This is a genomic window from Amycolatopsis solani (genome assembly GCF_033441515.1).
Classification (GTDB): Bacteria; Actinomycetota; Actinomycetes; order Mycobacteriales; family Pseudonocardiaceae; genus Amycolatopsis; species Amycolatopsis solani.
The window spans coordinates 3,258,299-3,274,857 of the sequence record NZ_JAWQJT010000001.1; the positions used below are offsets into that span (position 1 = coordinate 3,258,299).

Annotated in this window: 15 protein-coding genes; 5 read left to right on the forward strand and 10 right to left on the reverse strand. The window is 72.5% G+C overall.

Going from position 1 to position 16,559, the window contains the following annotated elements; genetic code table 11:
* Window positions 1-633: a TetR/AcrR family transcriptional regulator gene (locus tag SD460_RS15995; protein WP_290059003.1), complete on the forward strand. Its 633-nt coding sequence runs from the start codon at window positions 1-3 to the stop codon at window positions 631-633.
* A gap of 154 nt (window positions 634-787) precedes the next feature.
* On the opposite strand, the gene SD460_RS16000 is transcribed toward SD460_RS15995, so the two are convergent.
* From SD460_RS16000 to SD460_RS16010, 3 genes are read right to left on the reverse strand one after another with little or no spacing between them, the layout of a single operon-like run.
* Window positions 788-955 carry a hypothetical protein gene (locus SD460_RS16000; RefSeq protein WP_290059004.1) on the reverse strand — a complete coding sequence of 56 codons (168 nt, stop codon included), beginning with the start codon at window positions 953-955 and terminating at the stop codon, window positions 788-790.
* A gap of 52 nt (window positions 956-1,007) precedes the next feature.
* A complete protein-coding gene (locus SD460_RS16005) occupies window positions 1,008-2,006 on the reverse strand; it encodes an SEFIR domain-containing protein (protein WP_290059005.1) in 999 nt (332 codons plus the stop codon).
* 56 nt (window positions 2,007-2,062) lie between these two features.
* Entirely contained in the window at window positions 2,063-4,225 is a 2,163-nt protein-coding gene (locus SD460_RS16010) for an ATP-binding protein (RefSeq protein ID WP_318306299.1), read from the reverse strand.
* Between the two features lie 516 nt (window positions 4,226-4,741).
* On the opposite strand from SD460_RS16010, the gene SD460_RS16015 reads away from it, so the two are divergent.
* Window positions 4,742-5,710 carry a hypothetical protein gene (locus tag SD460_RS16015; protein WP_318306300.1) on the forward strand — a complete coding sequence of 323 codons (969 nt, stop codon included), beginning with the start codon at window positions 4,742-4,744 and terminating at the stop codon, window positions 5,708-5,710.
* 60 nt (window positions 5,711-5,770) lie between these two features.
* Here the strand turns inward: SD460_RS16015 and SD460_RS16020 are convergent, their stop codons facing one another.
* Together SD460_RS16020 and SD460_RS16025 are read right to left on the reverse strand one after the other, a co-directional pair.
* Entirely contained in the window at window positions 5,771-7,369 is a 1,599-nt protein-coding gene (locus SD460_RS16020) for a protein kinase domain-containing protein (protein ID WP_318306301.1), read from the reverse strand.
* On the reverse strand, window positions 7,366-10,176 hold the full coding sequence (locus tag SD460_RS16025) for a tetratricopeptide repeat protein (protein WP_318306302.1): 2,811 nt from the start codon (window positions 10,174-10,176) through the stop codon (window positions 7,366-7,368). Before SD460_RS16025 ends, SD460_RS16020 begins: the two co-directional genes overlap by 4 nt.
* 346 nt (window positions 10,177-10,522) lie before the next feature.
* On the opposite strand from SD460_RS16025, the gene SD460_RS16030 reads away from it, so the two are divergent.
* Together SD460_RS16030 and shbA are read left to right on the forward strand one after the other, a co-directional pair.
* On the forward strand, window positions 10,523-10,930 hold the full coding sequence (locus tag SD460_RS16030) for a hypothetical protein (RefSeq protein ID WP_290060069.1): 408 nt from the start codon (window positions 10,523-10,525) through the stop codon (window positions 10,928-10,930).
* A gap of 40 nt (window positions 10,931-10,970) precedes the next feature.
* Window positions 10,971-11,612: an RNA polymerase sigma factor ShbA gene (gene shbA / locus SD460_RS16035; protein ID WP_290060071.1), complete on the forward strand. Its 642-nt coding sequence runs from the start codon at window positions 10,971-10,973 to the stop codon at window positions 11,610-11,612.
* 3 nt (window positions 11,613-11,615) lie between these two features.
* Here shbA and SD460_RS16040 read toward each other — a convergent pair whose 3' ends face one another.
* From SD460_RS16040 to SD460_RS16050, 3 genes are all read right to left on the reverse strand, one after another.
* Window positions 11,616-11,918, reverse strand: coding sequence for a cupin domain-containing protein (locus SD460_RS16040; protein ID WP_290060068.1), 303 nt, complete (start codon window positions 11,916-11,918; stop codon window positions 11,616-11,618).
* A 23-nt stretch (window positions 11,919-11,941) separates the two neighbouring features.
* Window positions 11,942-12,454, reverse strand: a complete 513-nt coding sequence (locus tag SD460_RS16045) for a sigma-70 family RNA polymerase sigma factor (protein ID WP_290060067.1) — start codon at window positions 12,452-12,454, stop codon at window positions 11,942-11,944.
* Between the two features lie 258 nt (window positions 12,455-12,712).
* On the reverse strand, window positions 12,713-13,060 hold the full coding sequence (locus SD460_RS16050) for an RNA-binding S4 domain-containing protein (protein WP_438860836.1): 348 nt from the start codon (window positions 13,058-13,060) through the stop codon (window positions 12,713-12,715).
* A 224-nt stretch (window positions 13,061-13,284) separates the two neighbouring features.
* On the opposite strand from SD460_RS16050, the gene SD460_RS16055 reads away from it, so the two are divergent.
* Complete coding sequence (locus tag SD460_RS16055; RefSeq protein ID WP_318306304.1) at window positions 13,285-14,838, forward strand: GMC oxidoreductase; 1,554 nt, start codon at window positions 13,285-13,287, stop codon at window positions 14,836-14,838.
* 52 nt (window positions 14,839-14,890) lie between these two features.
* On the opposite strand, the gene SD460_RS16060 is transcribed toward SD460_RS16055, so the two are convergent.
* The gene (locus SD460_RS16060) at window positions 14,891-15,376 is read right to left on the reverse strand and encodes a carboxymuconolactone decarboxylase family protein (protein WP_290060064.1); all 486 of its coding nucleotides are present in this window, start codon (window positions 15,374-15,376) and stop codon (window positions 14,891-14,893) included.
* Window positions 15,373-16,449, reverse strand: coding sequence for an NAD(P)H-dependent amine dehydrogenase family protein (locus SD460_RS16065; RefSeq protein ID WP_290060062.1), 1,077 nt, complete (start codon window positions 16,447-16,449; stop codon window positions 15,373-15,375). Before SD460_RS16065 ends, SD460_RS16060 begins: the two co-directional genes overlap by 4 nt.
* Window positions 16,450-16,559 lie beyond the last annotated feature (110 nt).

The following is a 16,559-nucleotide window of genomic DNA, read 5'->3' on the forward strand; positions in this document are numbered from 1 at the left end:
GTGACAGAGGCGAAGGAGCGGACCCGCGACCGGATCTCGCGCCGCCAGGTCGACAAGTTCGAGCAGCGCCGGGCGCAGCTCGCCGAGTCGGCGCTGCAGACGCTGGCCGAGCTCGGTTACGCGCGCACGAGCCTGCGGGAGATCGCGCAGAACTCGGATTTCTCGCACGGCGTGCTGCACTACTACTTCACCGACAAGGTCGACCTGCTGACCCACTGCGTCCGGCAGTTCGAGGAAGCGTGCGTCACCCGCTACGACGAGATCGTGGCCCGCGCGCACACGGCGTCAGAGCTGCAACGCGACTTCGCGACGGCGATGGCGGCGACGCTGCGCGCGGACGCGAAACTGCACCGGCTCTGGTACGACCTGCGCAACCAGAGCCTGTTCGAGGCGTCGTTCCGCCCCGACGTGCTGGAGATCGACCGCCGCCGCGAAGCGATGATCTGGCACGTGGTGTCGCGGTACGCGGACCTGGTCCCGGCCCCGGTGACCGTGCCGCCGAGGGTGGCGTACGCCCTGCTGGACGGGCTGTTCCAGCAGGCGCTGCTGCAGTACTTGTCGGGGGCGGAGGAGGCCGCGGCGGACCTCGAACGGGAAGTCCCGACCGTCCTGGCGCGCGTGGTGGCGGGCTAGGCGCCTTCGGCGTCGCCCGGGACTTTCACCCGGCCCACCGGATCCCCGCCGTGACGTCAGTCGGCGCGAAGGTCGCGAATGAGTCATTCGCGGCCTTGGTGGTCCCGAATGAGTCATTCGCGACCAGGTCCGCGTGGTGCGGACGGCAGGCGAGCTAGGCGCCTTCGGCGTCCCGCGGTCCGCCCGGTGCGGGCACCACGAAGGCGATCACCCCGGCCAGCACCCCGATGAGCACGGACAGGTGCGCGGCGGCCGGCACGGCGCTGAGCAGGAACAGCCGCAACGACCCCGAGATCAGCAGGCGCCACATCTTCGGGCTCATGATCAACAAGTACCCGCTGCCCGCGGCCGCCAACCCGGCGTCACCGTCACGATCAGGTGTAGAGCACCGGGTCGCCCCAGCCGAGTTCGGGGAGGCCGTTGGACAGGCCGCCCGCCATGCGCGCGCCCGCGAGCATCGGGTGGACCGTCGTGTCGGTTCGGTAGGCCACGAGCCGCAGGCGGAGCACTTCGGACACGTCGACGCTCAGGTGCGCCGGGGATCCGAGCTTCACCGTCGCGCCGGGGTGGGCGACGCCGTCGAGGAAGACCTCGAAGTAGCCGGTCTGCTGGGCGTCGCTCGCGTCGTCGAGGACGCCGACCGTCGTTTCGAACCGCCGGTACTTCCGGCCCAGCGTGTATTCGACGACGCCGCGGGGTTCGCTGCAGAACATCGAGCAGCGGTAGGCGATGCCGTTGCCGTAGTGCGTGCCGTCGATGCCGACCGCGCCGAGCCGGACGTCCGGTCCCTTCGAGACCGGCTTCAATTCGGTGGTGAGCAACAGTTTCCGGCGCCGCGCGGGCGGGACGAAATCGGGGAAGGCGAACTCCCCGGGCTCGTCGTCCGGCCTGGGGTTTTCGGCCTGTCCGGCGATCGCCCGCACCAAGCTCCGGACGCCGGGATCGTCCAGCTGGAACTGCCGGATCTTGTAGTGCGACGCCGAATACGGGGTGAGGAAACCGGGGATCTCCTCGATCGCCCGCCCCGGCAGCACGACCGGCAGGATCCGCGCGGTGTACCCGTCGATGTCGCTGGTGAGCTGGTTGCGGAGGATCGCGCCCTCGAACTGGGAACCCCAGCCGACCTGGGGCGCCTCGTCGCCGTCGAGCCGGCGGCGGTACACCGGGGACGCGATCGCCAGGGTGAAGTCGGCCTGCTGCAGCTGGCGCGCCGCCCACTTCGCCCAGTCGATGCGGTACCCGTCGGCCCACTGGTCCAGGTGCACCTCGAGGCCGACGTGCCGGTGCAGGAACTCGGCGAACCGGCGCACGAGTGTCTTGTGGTTCTCGTCGTCGTGCGAGTACGACACGAAAACCCGGGGGCGGCGCGTCACCATCGTTCTCCGTCCGCTCGGGGGCGCCACCAGAGTCGGTGTCCCGTCAGGTCCCGTTACGCCCGCCGCGCTCGGGCTTCGCCGACGACGACCGGGTCGAGGTCCGGGTGGATCTCGTCCGCCTGGGCCCAGAAGCCGGCCGCCTCCTCGCGCACGCCGCGGGCCGCCGCCACGTTGCCCAGCCCCGTGTACGCGCGCGCGGCTTCGTGGCTGCTGTCGCAGGCTTCCGCCCGCGCGGCCGCTTCGCGGTAGGCCGCCGCCGCGAGGTCGTGCTCGCCGGTGTGGAAGCGGGCCCAGCCCAGGCAGTTCAGCGCCATCGCGGCGTCGAGGCCGAGGTCCAGGTCGTCGAACACGGCCAGCGTGCCGGTGGCGAGCTCCGCGGCTTCGGCCGCGTCGCCGAGCCCGACGAGCACCAGCGCGATGCCGCGGTTCGTGATGGCGGTGTTGCGGTCGTTGCCCGTCTGTTCGTAGAACTCCAGCGCCGTCCGGAAACTCCGCAGGGCGGCGGTGTGCTCCCCGCGGTAGTGGTCGGCCCACGCCTGGTGCGCGAGCGCGGTCGCCTCGCCGTGGCGGTCGCCGATCGCGCGGTACTCGCGCAGGGCGTCGCCGTAGCACTCGGACGCCCCGTCGAGGTCGCCGCGGTCGACCAGCGCGACGCCGAGGTTGGCCGTCGTGATCGCCAGCGCCCACCGGTCGCCCGCCGCTTCGGCCGCCGCGCGGGCCCAGCGGTGCGTCGCGATCCACGGGTCCCACAGCTTCGCCAGGAAGAAGTAGCTCCGGAGGAAGAACGCGAGCTGCCAGCACCGGTCGTGTTCGCCCAGCTCGCCGGCCCGGCGGCAGAGCGCCACCAGGTTCGGCCACTCGGCGCGGAACCACGCGACGCCGTCGAGCGGCGCCGGCTCGGGGAGCCCGGCGGGGTAGCCGAGCTCCGGGCGGTAGCGCTGCGGGGCGAGTTCCCGGTCGGCCCGCTCGGCCTCCCGGACGGCGAACGCGGCGAGCCTGCCGAACGCCTGCTCCCCGTCGGCCGGCGGGCTGCCGGCGGCGAACGCGCGCAGCAGGTCGTGGAAGCCGTAGCGGTCGGTCGCGGGCTGGGTGATCAGGTACGCGTCGTGCAGCCGGTCGAGCAGCCGGTCGGTCTCCCGCGGCGGGAGCCCGGCCAGCGCGCTCGCCGCGAGCACGTCGAGGTCGCTGCCCGGGTGCAGGGCCAGCAGCCCGAACAGCCGGGCCTCCGCGGCGCCGAGCTGCCGGGCCGACAGCCGGAACGCCGCCGACAGGCTGCGTTCGCCGTCGTCGAGCTCGCTGAGCCTGCCCGTTTCGCCGGCCAGCCGCCGGTCGAGCTCGGCCAGGTCCCACGCCGGGTGCGCGCGCAGCCGGGCCGCGGCGATCCGGATGGCCAGCGGCAGCCGGCCGCACCGGTCCGCGACGCGGGCCGCGTCCGCCTCGCCGGCCCCGGTCAGCGCGGAGACCAGTTCCGCCGCGGCGCCGGCGGGCAGCACGTCGAGCGAGACGTGCCGCGCGTCGTCGAGCGCGCTCAGCCGCGAGCGGGCGGTCACGAGCACGCGGCACTTCGGTTCGGCGGGCAGCAGCGGGCGGACCTGCGCGGCGCTGCCCGCGTTGTCGAGCACGAGCAGCAGGCTGCGGCCGCGCAGCCGCGAGCGGTACAGCGCGGCGCGGTCGTCGGGGTCGGCCGGGATCCGCTCCGCGGGCACGCCCAGCACGCGCAGCAGGCGGTCGTGCACCGCGGCAGCCGGCACCGGGGCGTCGGCGTGGCCGTGGAGGTCGACGAACAGGCACCCGTCGGCGAACGCCGCTTCGAGCCGGTGGGCGCAGCGGACCGCGAGCGCCGTCTTGCCGACGCCGCCCATCCCGGACACGACGCAGACGCCGGCCTCGGTCTCGAGCGCGTCGCGGACCGCGCGCAGTTCGGCCGCCCGGCCGGTGAAGTCCGCGGTCGCCGGCGGCAGCCCCGACGGGCGGACGTCGGGCCGGGTGCGCCGTCGCGCCGGTTCGCGGGGGAGCAGCGCGGTGAGCACGCCGGGCGCGCCGAGTTCGGCCTCGCACAGGGTGGCCAGCGCCGCGTTGGGCGTGGTGAGCCCGGTTTCGACCTTGCTCAGGTAGCCCTTGCTGTAGTGGACGCGGTCCGCCAGTTCCGTGAGGGAGAGGCCGGCGGCCCGGCGAAGGCGGCGCAGCTCCGCGCCGAACGTCGCTCGTTCGCTCATCAGCACCCACCCTCGTCGAAGGACAAGTATGGCCGTGGAGACGGTGCCGGGACACCGTGCGGGAAGGCCGGCCGGGACGGCGGCCCCGGCCGGCTCGTGGTCGTTCCGCATGCCGGCCTCAGCCGAACACGACGGTCAGCAGGGCCAGGACGAGCCCGATGGCGTGGGTCTGCATCGCTACCGCACCTCCTCTCCGTGCGTGGCGACCACCGGGGTGAGCTGCGGTGAAAACGAACAGCGGGATGTCATTTCGACTCCTTCGACTGGGCGCGCCCGGGCACCACTCGGGCACCCGGGAACACCCGGTGGTCTTGTGGTTTATCGCCGCGGAATCGATGCGGCACTTGAAGAATGCGGCGACCGGGAACGGTTCGACAAGGAGTTTCCTGTTTCCGCTAACGAGGGGAAAGGAAACCCCGGGATAACGATCCGTTCGTCCCGCCATGATCGACTGGACACCGGCCGCGGGGGTGACGATTATTGATCCCCGTGCGTGGAGCGGGCAGGGGAGGAACGGTGGACCTCAGTGCGGCGGACGTGGTCGGTGAGCTGAAGATTCTCCGCAAGGGGAGGGCAATTTTCACCACACCGCTCGGCGACCGGGTCGGCCCGGCGTTGCGCCGCACATGTGGCATTTTGGAAGATGACGACACCGTGGAGATCCGGCGTAAACTCACGACCCTATTGCGCCCGCTCGTCGAGACGCTGCCGGAGGACCTGAAGATCGCGCTGCTGGCGGCGTTCGCGCTGGACGACGCGTCGCGAAAGCCGTTCTACCAGGAGCGGGTCCGCTGGGCCGCGATCACGCTGGACCGCGACGACCGCACGGTCCGGCGGCGCATCGACGACGGCATCGAGCAGATCGCGGCAATGGCGGTGGCGTCGGCCCGGCCGCACTCGCCGTCGCCCTACCCGAGCCGCAGTTGGCACACCGAAGAACTGCGCGTCTCGCTCGCGCTCGACCAGCCGGTGGCGGAGGTGTTCGAAATCCGCCGGGTGGTCGCGGACGCCGACGAAATCAGCGAACTCGATCTCGCGCTGACGCTCACCACGACCGCCAATTCCGGGGAATCGGTGAGTGCCGCGGATCTCGAGGTCGACGTGTTCCACGGCGGTGTGCTCACCAAGCGCGAGATGGAGTCGAGCGACCGCGTCGGCCTCGCGTTGCGATTGCCGGCGCCGTTGCAGCGGGGAGAGCGGCACGAGATCGCACTGCGGGTACGGGCGCGCTTGCGGGAACCGCATTACGTGTGCGTGCCGCGGCATCCGTGCGAGTTGTTCGACCTGCACGTCCGCTTCCGGGATCGGGTGCCGGAGCGGATCGTGCTGCTGGAGAAGGCGTTCCAGAACGACACGCGCGACCGCTTCCCGCGGGGCACGGCCCTGACCGCCGACGACGCCGGCGAGGTCCACGTCCAGTTCCGCCACCTGGCCCCGGGCTTCGCCTACGGCATCCGCTGGCAGCCCGACGCCGAGACGCCGTGAATGACTCATTCATGTCGTCCGACGACATGAATGAGTCATTCACGGCACGGGGAACGCGGGTCAGCCGGTCGGCGCCAGGGACGTGGGCACCTCGCCCGGCACGCCGAGCAGCTTCGCCTCGCCGAGGTTCAGGTAGTTGCCGGAGTCGCCGCACGACCCGGACTTGACCGGCTGCCAGCCGATCTTCAGGCGCAGCACCCCCGTCACGTCGAGGTCGATCGCCGTCGGCTTGTTCAGCTCCAGCACCGTCGTCTGCAGCTTGCGGCCGTCGCCGAAGACCTCGAGCTGGACCTTCAACCCGGAGTCCGCGGAGTTGTCGTCGAGGCCCGCGGTGGCGGTGAACTTCCGGTAGCCCTTCGAGATGTTGTACTCCGCCGAATCGGCTTCCGAGCACTCCTGGACGCCGGTGCCGACCGTGTGCAGGTACGGCTTCCCGCCGATGTTGCCGGTCTGGTGACTCCGGTCGAAGGACCCCTCGACCGGGTTCAGCTCGCTCAGGTACTGCTCGACCGTCGCCTCGCCGGCGGAACCGGACGCGGACGCGGGCGCAGTGGACGCGGACGTGGACGTGGTGGGCGCGGCGGCGGTCACCGTGGCGGTGGGCGGTGCCTGCGTGACCGTCACCGGGGCGGGCGCCGCCGCCGGGGTGCCGCCCGAACTCGCCAGCGCCACCGTCGTGACGCCGGCGGCGGCCAGCACCGCCGCCGCGGCGGTGACCGGGATCCACTTCTTCCGCTTCTTCGGGGGTGGGCTGTACAACTGCTCGCCGAACATGTCGTCTCCTATCGTGAAGGGGGGCGGGACCGCCTGGCGCCGCGCGGTTTCGGTGGGCGGGGGCCGGTCGAGCCGCGGCCCGACGGGCGCTCCGACGAGGTCCGGCAGCATCGAGGTGAGCACCGTCGCGACCTGGCCCGCGCCCGGCCGCAACGTCGGCTCGACGGCCAGCAGCAGGCGGAGCAGGTCCCACAGCGGGGCCGGGAGCTCCCCGGGCCGTCCGGGGCCTTCGCCCGCGTCGCGGACGAACCCGCCGGCGAACGGCGCGACCCCGCAGTAGAGCTCGTAGAGCACGACGCCCAGCGAGTAGAGATCGGCGGCGGGCCCCGGTGGCGCGCCGCCCACGACCTCGGGTGCCGCGTACTTCGACGCGGTCGCCAGCGACGTGTGCGTCCGCTGCGGGGCCAGGAACGCGACGCCGGTGTCGGTCAGCTTCGGCACCCGCACCGCGCCGGTGTCGTCCATCAGCACGTTCGACGGCTTGACGTCGCCGTGCACGACCCCGGCGTCGTGCACCACCTGCAGCGCCGCCGCGATCCCGGCGCCGATCCGGGCGATCTCGGCGGGCAGCAGCGGTCCCGACGCGCTGAGCCGCTCGCGCAGCGAGCCGCCCGGCACCCGGTCCACGACCAGCGCGACCACGCCGGCCTCGACGACCAGGTCGTGCAGGGTCACCAGGTGCTCGTGCGCCAGGCCGACGAGCGGGGACTGGGTGCGCAGGAAGCGCTCGACGGCGTCGGAGTTCCCGGTCAGGCGCGCGTCGAGCAGCTTGACGGCGTACTCGCGGCCCTCGAGGTCGGTGGCGGCGAAGACTTCGCCCGCCGGTCCGCGGCCGAGGGGTGGACCGAGGCGGTAGCGCTCGGCCAGCTGACGTTCCATGGTCATTCGCCTTTCTCGCGGCCCGGCCAGATCAGCCGTTCGACGGTGAACAGCGCGGAGACGAACGGCTGGGGCAGCCGCACGACGCGCTTCGCGGCCTGTGCCTTGGCCGACAGTTCGGTGGCCGCCCCCAGCGCGCCGACGAGGTCGCGCGCGGCGCCGTCGACCAGCTCGGTCGCCCGCGCGCGCGGGCCGCGGCCGCTCAGCGCCAGAGCGATCCCCAGGTCGAGGCGGCTCTCGATGGTCTCCGGGTGGGTCCGCCCCAGCAGCCGGGTCTGCGGTTCGAGGATGTCCTCGAGCAGTTCGGCCTGGCGGCCGAATTCGCGCAGCTGGGCGTGCGCCAGTCCCATTCCGTGCCGGATCCGGTAGCGCAGCGGGTGGTCCGCGCCGAGCACCCGCAGCACGACCTGCTCGGTCGCGGCCAGCACGGCCAGCGCCTCCTGGGGCCGGCCGAGCGCCAGCAGCGCGCGGTCGGCGAACACCGCCGCGGTCAGGGTGAGGGGGTTCTCGGAGCCGTACCGCTTCGCGTAGGTCCGCTCCAGCTCCCGCAGTTCGGCCGCCGAGCGCTCCCAGTCGGCCGGGGTGGCGCGCAGGTCGCGCAGGTCGAGCGCCAGCACGGCGTCGGCACGCACGAGCTCGGCCTCGACGCAGCGGGCGTGCCGCTCCCGGCCGGTCGCGTGGTACTCCGCGACGACGTCGCCGGCCACCTCGCGCGCCCGTCGGGGCCGCCCGGCCAGCTGGAGGCTCCGCGCGTACTCGAGCCGGGTGGCCGGCGCGAGCTCGTCGCGGACCGGGCCCGGCGGCGCGTCCCGCAGCTCCGCGAGCAGGGGTTCGAGCAGGGCGACGGCCTCGCGTGGCCGCCCGCGCAGCCGCCGGGCGAGCGCCACGGCGAGCGCGGCCCGGTAGCGCTCCTCGCCCGCGGCCGGCAGGGCGTCGCCGTGGTGCGCCCAGAACGTCCGGTCGGCTTCGGCGTAGTCGCCCTGGCCGTCGAGCGCCTGCGCTTCGGTCAGCCCGGCGGCGTACCGCTCGGCCTCGTCGCCGGCCAGCGCCCCCGCGGCCCGCGCGTGGTCGAGGGCTTCCGCGTACAACCCGCAGGCGAGCTCGACGCGGGCCCCCGCGGTGAAGTCGGCCGAGGTGGCTTCGCCGGTCGCGAGGATGACCGCGTGCACCTCGCCCGCCGTGGCCGGGTCGCCCTGCGCCTCGTACGCCGCGGCCACCGGGCGGAGCAGCCGGACCCGGTGGCCGGGCGCGTGCTCGGCCAGCGCGCGGGCGTGCTGGAGCAGGAAGTCGCGGTCGCCGGGGAGCCGGTCGAGCAGCGCGTCGGCCGCCCGCGCGGCCAGCCCGGCGGGGGCGGGTTCCGTGCGGGCCACCTCGACGACCAGTGCCTGCAGCCGCAGTTCGCCGTCGGACTGCGCGGCGAACCCGCACGTGACGAGTTCGTCCACGGCCGCGGTCAGCTCCGGCGCGCCGACCGGGCCGAGCACCGCGCACGCCAGGTTCGCCGGGAACGGCACCGGGGCCAGCACCGTGCCCAGCCGGACGACGTCGCGGGCCAGCGGGCCGAGCTCGGCGAGCAGGTCGTGGACCGCCTGCGGCGCGGTGTCCGGGAGCGCCGCGAGGACGTCGCCGGTCAGCGGCCCCGGGCGGTGCCGGACCGCGAACGCGGCGGCCCGCACGGTGACCGGGTGCCCGCCGCAGCGTTCGGCGAAGCGGAGCACGGCCGCGCGTTCGGCGTCGCCGTCCGGGGCCCGGAACTCCGCGAAGAGCCGCAGGCTCTCCTCCGGGCCGAGCCCATCGAGGTCCACGGTCACCGCGTCCCACGGCGCTTGCGCGAACCGGCTGGTGATCAGCGTGTGCACCCGCTCGCTCGGCAGCAGCAGCCGGTCGAGGACGGCGGGCGGCAGGCCCGCCGGGACGTCGTCGACGAGCACCAGCACCCGCTCGCCCGCCGCGTCGATCCGGTCGGCGAGCAGCTCGCGCAGGCGGTCGAGGTCCAGCCCGGACACGTCGGTGCCGAGGCGGTCCCCCGCGGCGCGGGCGAGGGCGAGCGGGAACTGGGCGAGGAAGTCGTCCGGCTCGTGGTGCCCGAACGGGCCGAGCCGGACGACCCCGCCGCCGAACGCGTCGTGGAACAGGTAGGCGTACTGCTCGGCCAGCGCCGTCTTGCCGGCCCCCGGCAGGCCGCGCAGCACGGCGACCGGCCGCGAATACGCTGTCGCGCCGGGGAAAGCGGCCGCGTTCAGTGCACTGTGGACAGCCCACAGCTGCGGGTAGCGGCCGACGAGCCGCGGTGGCGGCCGCCGCCCCGGCGGGGCCGTCCGCCCGGACGGCGCGCCGAGCGGGACGCGGGTGCGCTCGACCTTCCGCCGCACCCGGCCGACCAGCTCCGGCAGCGCCTCGGCGGTCACCGGGCCGGTGAAGAACTTCGCGTCCGCGAGTTCGACGGGTGCGAGGTGCTCGGTCCCCGGTTCCGGGTTGATCACCAGCACGCGGTCCGCCGGGTCGCCGTGGCGCCGCGCGGCGACGAACGCGGCCGTCAATTCCCACTGGCACGCGTACCGGGTCGGCAGAATGCGCGAATAGTGGGCGAGCAGCACGCGCGAACCGGCGATCGCGTCCGCGAGTTCGCGGGTGATCGGCTCGAACGCGCCGATTCCGGCGTCGCGGAACACGCGAAGCCCGTCGGCGCGCAGCGCTTCTTCGATCCGGTCGACCGCGCTCGCGCCCTCGGCGTCGGCCCGGGTGAAACACAGGAACACGTCGAATCGGTCCGCCGTGCGGGTGCCGGACAGACCGGGATCGGGATCCGTCATCGGGGGAACACTCTCCGGTGGCGTCGGGTGCGTCATTCAGTGGGTGATCATGAGGAGGTCCTGGTGGTCGGCGGCGGTACGGGCGGTGGATCGGCGAACGAGGTGTTTTCGCTACCGCTCTTCGCGCGCAGGCGGGAATTGTCAAGAATTTGACCGGTAGTCCGGTGGTGTCCGCCGGGGCCGCCGAAGAGGCGGTTTCTGGTTAACGGACAACTTGTGGACAACAAGTGCGGCCGTGCAACGCCCCTGTTCAGCGCCTCGATAACCGATTGTTCGGAGTGCGAATCGTAGGAGCGGACATGGAATGCGCGGTTGATCCACAGTGGCCGGTGCGGCGGGCCGAGCCGTGACCCTCCTGGTCATCCTGCTCGTCGCCGTGGCGGGCGTCTACCTGTGGTCGGCGATGACCACCTGTTCGCTGACCGGTTTCACCGCGGGCGCCACGGTGGTCAGCCAGGTGGCGGGGCCGGGCGCGCACGCCGACTTCGCGGCGGCGCTCGGTGCCGTGCCCGGCGTGCGGGTGCTCGAACGGGCCGACGACGCCGTCCTGGTGTCCGCGATGCCGGTGCCCGGCTCGCTGGAGCGCGGGCTGGGGCTGTTCGCCGTCGCCCGGCGCACCGAGGACGACGGTGTCGTGCTGCTCGGCCGCGGCCGGTTGCCGCTGGCACCCGGGCTCGAAGCCGCGCTGCGGCAACTGGAACGTGACGTGCGGATGCGGGTCTTCGACGGCCCCGGGTCCGGCGGCGATCGATGACGCCCCTGGTGGCGGACGCGAGGAGGGACCCGTGGAAACCATGATCTCGGCGCCGGCGGCGCCGGAGGTACTGGACGGCTATTCGGTGCCGGCGGACTTGCCGCGGCCGGAGGGGAAGCTGGGGAAGGAGGAGCTCGACCCGGTCGTGGCGGCCGCGCGGGCCGGCGACCCCGAGGCCGTGCAGGCGCTGCTGCGGCTGGTCAAGCCCACGGTCGTGCGCTACTGCCGCGCGCGGATCGGCGGTCGGGACCTCTCCTACCTCTCCGCCGACGACGTCGCGCAGGAGGTGTGCCTGGCCGTGCTGAAGGTGCTGCCCGGCTACCAGGACCGCGGGGGCTCGTTCCTGTACCTCGTGCGGGCCATCGCCGCGAACAAGGTCGCCGACGCCTTCCGGTCGGTGGCGCGGGACCGGTCGAAGCCGGTGCCGGAGCTGCCCGACCGGCCGCTCGGCGGGAACGAGCCCGAGAGCCACGTCCTCGACCTCGACCTCGGGGCGCGGCTGGGCAAGCTGCTCGCGCTGCTCCCGCCGCTGCACCAGGAGATCCTCTCGATGCGGATCATCGTGGGGCTGTCGGCGAACGAGACCGCGGACGCGCTGGGCATCTCGCCCGGCAACGTCCGGATCACGCAGTACCGCGCGCTGACCAAGCTGCGCGGGATGATCGGCGAGCGCGGGCTCTGACGGTCACTCCAGCCATTCGGTGACGAAGTGGTCGCTTTCGTGGATGTGCACGGCCTCGTACACGCCGGGGCCGAGTACAGCGAACTTGTGCGCGGTGCCGGCGGGGACGACGAGCACGTCCCCGGCGCCGCCGTCGCGCTGCTCGTCGCCGATGGTGAACCGGGCGCGGCCGCGGATGATCACGAACGTTTCGGCGTACGGGTGCCGGTGCAGGCGCGGCCCGGAGCCGACGACGTCCGTGCTTTCGCGGATCACCGAGATCCCGGACCCGACGTCGCGTCCCTCGAAGTTCTCGCTGTCGCTCACCGGCCCAGGGTAGCCCCGGCCGCTCAGCCCGCCACGGCTTTTCGCAGCTGGCTCAGCGCCCGGTGCTGGGCGACGCGCACCGCGCCGGGCGTCGACCCGACCACCGCCGCCGTCTCCTCCGCGGACAGGCCGACGGCCACGCGCAGCACCAGGATTTCGCGCTGCTTCGCCGGCAGGATCCGGAGCAGCTTCGCCATCCGATCGCCGAGTTCGCGCTGGAGCGCCCGGTGCTCGGGATCCAGGGTCTCGTCGACCTCGTCCGGCAGTTCGGCGACCGGCTCGGCCCGGCGGCGGGCGGCGGCCTTGCGGGCGGCTTCGACGTGGTGGCGGGCGATGCCGGAGACGAAGATCGGGAAGGGCCGCTCCGGCGGCCGCGCGGGCAGCGCCTTCAGCACCGCGAGGCAGACGTCCTGCACGACGTCGTCGGAGTCCTGCCCGGCGCCGAGCCGGGCCCGGCAGTAGCGCACCACGAGCGGCCTCGCCGCGGCCAGCAACCGATCCGGGGCTCCCGTCGCGCGGGCCGCGCTGATCGCCATGACTCCCTCTCCCCGTCGCCCGTCCCGGCGGCACGCGCACCGCCCGCGGGGAACTACCCGTTTTCCCCGCGGGCGGACCCGGGCACGGCGAATTCCCCGCTCTGTCCGGAAAAACCGGGCCGGGAACGGCGATCTCTCGATCAAGTCACCGGATGACCTTGCGCGGCCCGGCCCGCCGACCTGAAGGGGACGTTGCCGGCATGTGACGACAGCAACGTCCCCTTCAGCGCATCACATGACCTGAACGTCCCCTTCAGGTCACTCCTGGTGCCGGAACGCGTCCAGCACCCGGCGCTCCCTCTTGGTCGGCCGGCCCGCGCCGCGGTCGCGGCGGGCCACCGGGATCGCCGTCTCCGGGGGTGGTTTCGGGGTGCGGTCGACGTAGCACGTCGCCGCGTCCGGGGCGCCGACGCGCTTCTGGATCACGCGGACCACGTCGAGGACCTTCGTCGTGCCGGCGATGCGCAGGCGCACTTCGTCGCCGGGGACGACGGTCGTCGCGGGTTTGGCGGGCTTGTCGTTGACGCGCACGTGCCCGCCGCGGCACGCCGCCGCGGCGTCCGGTCGGGTCTTCGTCAGCCGGACCGCCCAAAGCCAGCGGTCCACACGGGTGGACTCCACAGTCGTCCATCATGGCCCATTCAGCGGAACCCCCGCACAACCCGGGGATGTTACTCGCGGGTATATGTCGACTTGTCTGCACCACTGAGTTATAACCTGTTCTAATATACCTCAACGGTGAGGACTATCACATGCGTGACGAATCCATGTGGCGTACAGCTTCTGGGGCAGTTTCCCGCCGTCTATTCATTGCAGGAACCGGTTCTATCTTGGCGGGTGCCGCGCTGGCCGGTCGAGCCGGTGCCGCGACCCAGGCCAAGGCCGCCATCCCCGACGGCGCGAACGTCTCCGCGCTGGTGATCGGCACCGGCTACGGCGGCTCGGTCGCCGCGCTCCGGCTCGCGGAGGCCGGGGTCGACGTGCACATGGTCGAGCTGGGCATGGCCTGGGACACGCCCGGCTCGGACGGCAAGATCTTCGCCAACACGACCAGCCCCGACCAGCGCTCGTTCTGGTTGCGCACCAAGACGAAGCAGCCGCTGTCCAACTTCCTCGGGTTCCCCATCGACAAGGACATCCCGCGCTACACCGGGATCCTCGACGCCGAAGAGTTCAGCGGCATCACCGTCTACCAGGGCCGCGGGGTCGGCGGCGGCTCGCTCGTCAACGGCGGCATGGCCGTCACGCCCAAGCGGGAGAACTTCGGCTCGATCCTCCCGACGGTGAACGCGGACGAGATGTACAACACCTACTACCCGCGTGCGAACGCCGGCCTCGGCGTCGCCACCGTCCGCCCGGCCTGGTTCGACACCACCGACGCCTACCAGTACGCCCGCGTGGGCCGGAAACAGGCGCAGCGGTCCGGGTTCCCGTTCGTGTTCGTGCCCGACGTGTACGACTGGAACTACATGGAGCAGGAAGCCGCCGGCACCGTGCCGAAGTCGGCGCTGGCCGGGGAAATCCTGTACGGCAACAACTACGGCAAGAAGTCCCTGCAGAAGACCTACCTCCCGCGGATCGCGGCGACCGGCCGCGTCACCATCTCCCCGCTGCACCGCGTCACACAGGTGGTGCCCGCGTCCGGCGGCGGCTACACGGTGACGATCGAGCAGCTGACCACCGCGGGCGCGGTGGCCACCACCAAGACCGTCACGGCGGCCAAGGTGTTCTTCGCCGCGGGCAGCGTCGGGACGAGCAAGCTGCTGGTGAAGCTGAAGGCGACCGGCGCGCTGCCCAACCTGAACGGCGAGGTCGGCAAGGGCTGGGGCGACAACGGGAACGTGATGTGCGGGCGCGCCAACCACATCTGGGACCCGACCGGGAGCCTCCAGTCGTCCATCCCGTGCGGCGGCATCGACAACTGGAACGCGGGCGGTGCCTTCGCGGAGGTCGCGCCGCTGCCGACCGGGATCGAGACGTGGGCGTCGTTCTACCTGTCGATCACGAAGAACCCGAACCGCGCGCAGTTCACGTGGAACCCCACCACGCGCGCGGTCGAGCTGAACTGGCAGACGGCGTGGAAGCAGCCGTCGATCGACATGGCGAAGACCATCTTCGACAAGATCAACGCGACCGAGGGGACGATCTACCGGACCGACCTCTTCGGCGTGTACAAGATCTGGGGCGACCACTTGACCTACCACCCGCTCGGCGGCGCGGTGCTCGGCAAGGCGACCGACAACTACGGCAGGCTCGCCGGCTACCCGGGCTTGTACGCGATCGACGGTTCCCTGATCCCGGGCAACACCAGCGTCAACCCGTTCGTCACCATCACCGCGCTGGCGGAACGCAACATCGAAAAGATCATCGCCACGGACTTCTGACCCGGCGCAAGTCGTCGTGAGTGATAAGTCGGGTTAGAACCCGACTTATCACTCACGACCGGTGGGACGGCAGGACGCAGGCGACGTCGAGACCCAGGACGTGGTTCAGGCGCCCGAATGCCAGCCACGCGCCGAGGCTCATGCTCAGCTCGACGATCTCCTGCTGGCTGTAGCACGCGGACATCCGCTTCCAGAACTCGTCGTCCAGGTTGTGGTGGTCCACTGTGTACCGCTCGGCGTATTCCGCCGCGAGCCGCGTGCGCTCGTCGAAGCGGTCGGTCGTACGCCACTCGAGGACGGCGTCCGCGAACTCCTCCTCGACCTTCACGCCGTCGCGCTCGGTCCGCCAGTCGAGGCAGAAGACGCACCCGTTGAGCTGGGCGATCCGCAGCCGTGCGGCCTCGAACTCCCGCAGCCCCAGCGTGGTGTGCTCGTACACCGCCAGCGAGAACTTCGACGCGGCGATCCCGATGCCGGGCACCATTTCGCCCCACACGTACCCGATCGGGTCCTTGCCTTCGGGGATGTCGATGTTCACGAGCGCCTCCTTCCGAGCTTGCCGGCTGCCGGGCGCAGCGGGACGTCGAGTGCGTCGTAGAGACCGGGTTCCGCTTCGGCCAGCCAGTCGATCGCGCCGACGAGCCGTCCGACGGCGGTGGCATTGCCGCCCGCGGACCGGTTTTCGCCCTCGTCGGAGGCTTCGACGCTGACCTCGATGCGCGGCCGGCCTTCGATGATCACGCGGTGGGCACCGTCGCCGCTGGGCGGCGTCGGCCAGTCCGGCGCGCACGCCGGGTGGATGCGCGTGACGTGCTCGATGACGATCCGCGGCTCACCGTCCACAATGCCCTGGACTTCGAACCGCACCGCGCCCTGCGTGCCCTTTTCGAACTCGCCCATCGTCCGCGTGGAGATCGTCTCCTCGAGCGGACGCCGCTGCAGCGTCTCGCGCAGCTCGGCCACCTCGACGCCGAGGCCGCGCGCGATCAGCCGGACCTGCCCGCCCCACACCATCGACGGCACGCCGGTCATCAGCATCGGCGGGTCGTAGTCCATCGGCTGGCCCATGCCGACCAGGTACCGGACGGAGTCGGGCTGTTCGTAGGTCGAGTAGTCGAAGATCTCCTGGCAGCGGATGACGTCGACATCGGTACCCAGCCCGCTGATCAGCAGCGGCAGCACGTCGTTGCCCCAGCCGGGATCGACGCCGGAAACGAACAGCGAACCGCCGCCCTCCTTGATCGCGGCGAGGACCGGGTCGCGCAGTTCGGGCGGCGCGTTGCGCTGGTCGTAGAGCGGGTAGAGGGCCGGCGTCACGACGACCGCGCCCGACCCGACGGCGCGGACGATGTCGGCGAGCGCGTCGTCGAACCGGACGTCCCCCGACGCTGCGTAGACGACCGCCCGCGGACTCGCGCCCAGCACGGCTTCGATGTCATCGGTCGCGGCGACGCCGAGATCCCCGACGCCGGCCAGCGCGCCCGCGTCCTTGCCGACCTTCGCCGGGTCGTGGACGAGCACCGCGGTCAGTTCCAGCGCCGGGTGCGCGTCGACGGCCCGGATGGCTGCCCGGCCGACGTTGCCGGTGCCCCACACCACTGTGGCGATCATGGCCTGAGTTTTCGCCGTCCCGCGCCCGCCCCGAAAGGGAATCGTTCCGGCCAGCGGACCGCCGGGACGTTGGTAGCATGCAGTTCGTCCGGACGTCGTATCGGAGGCCC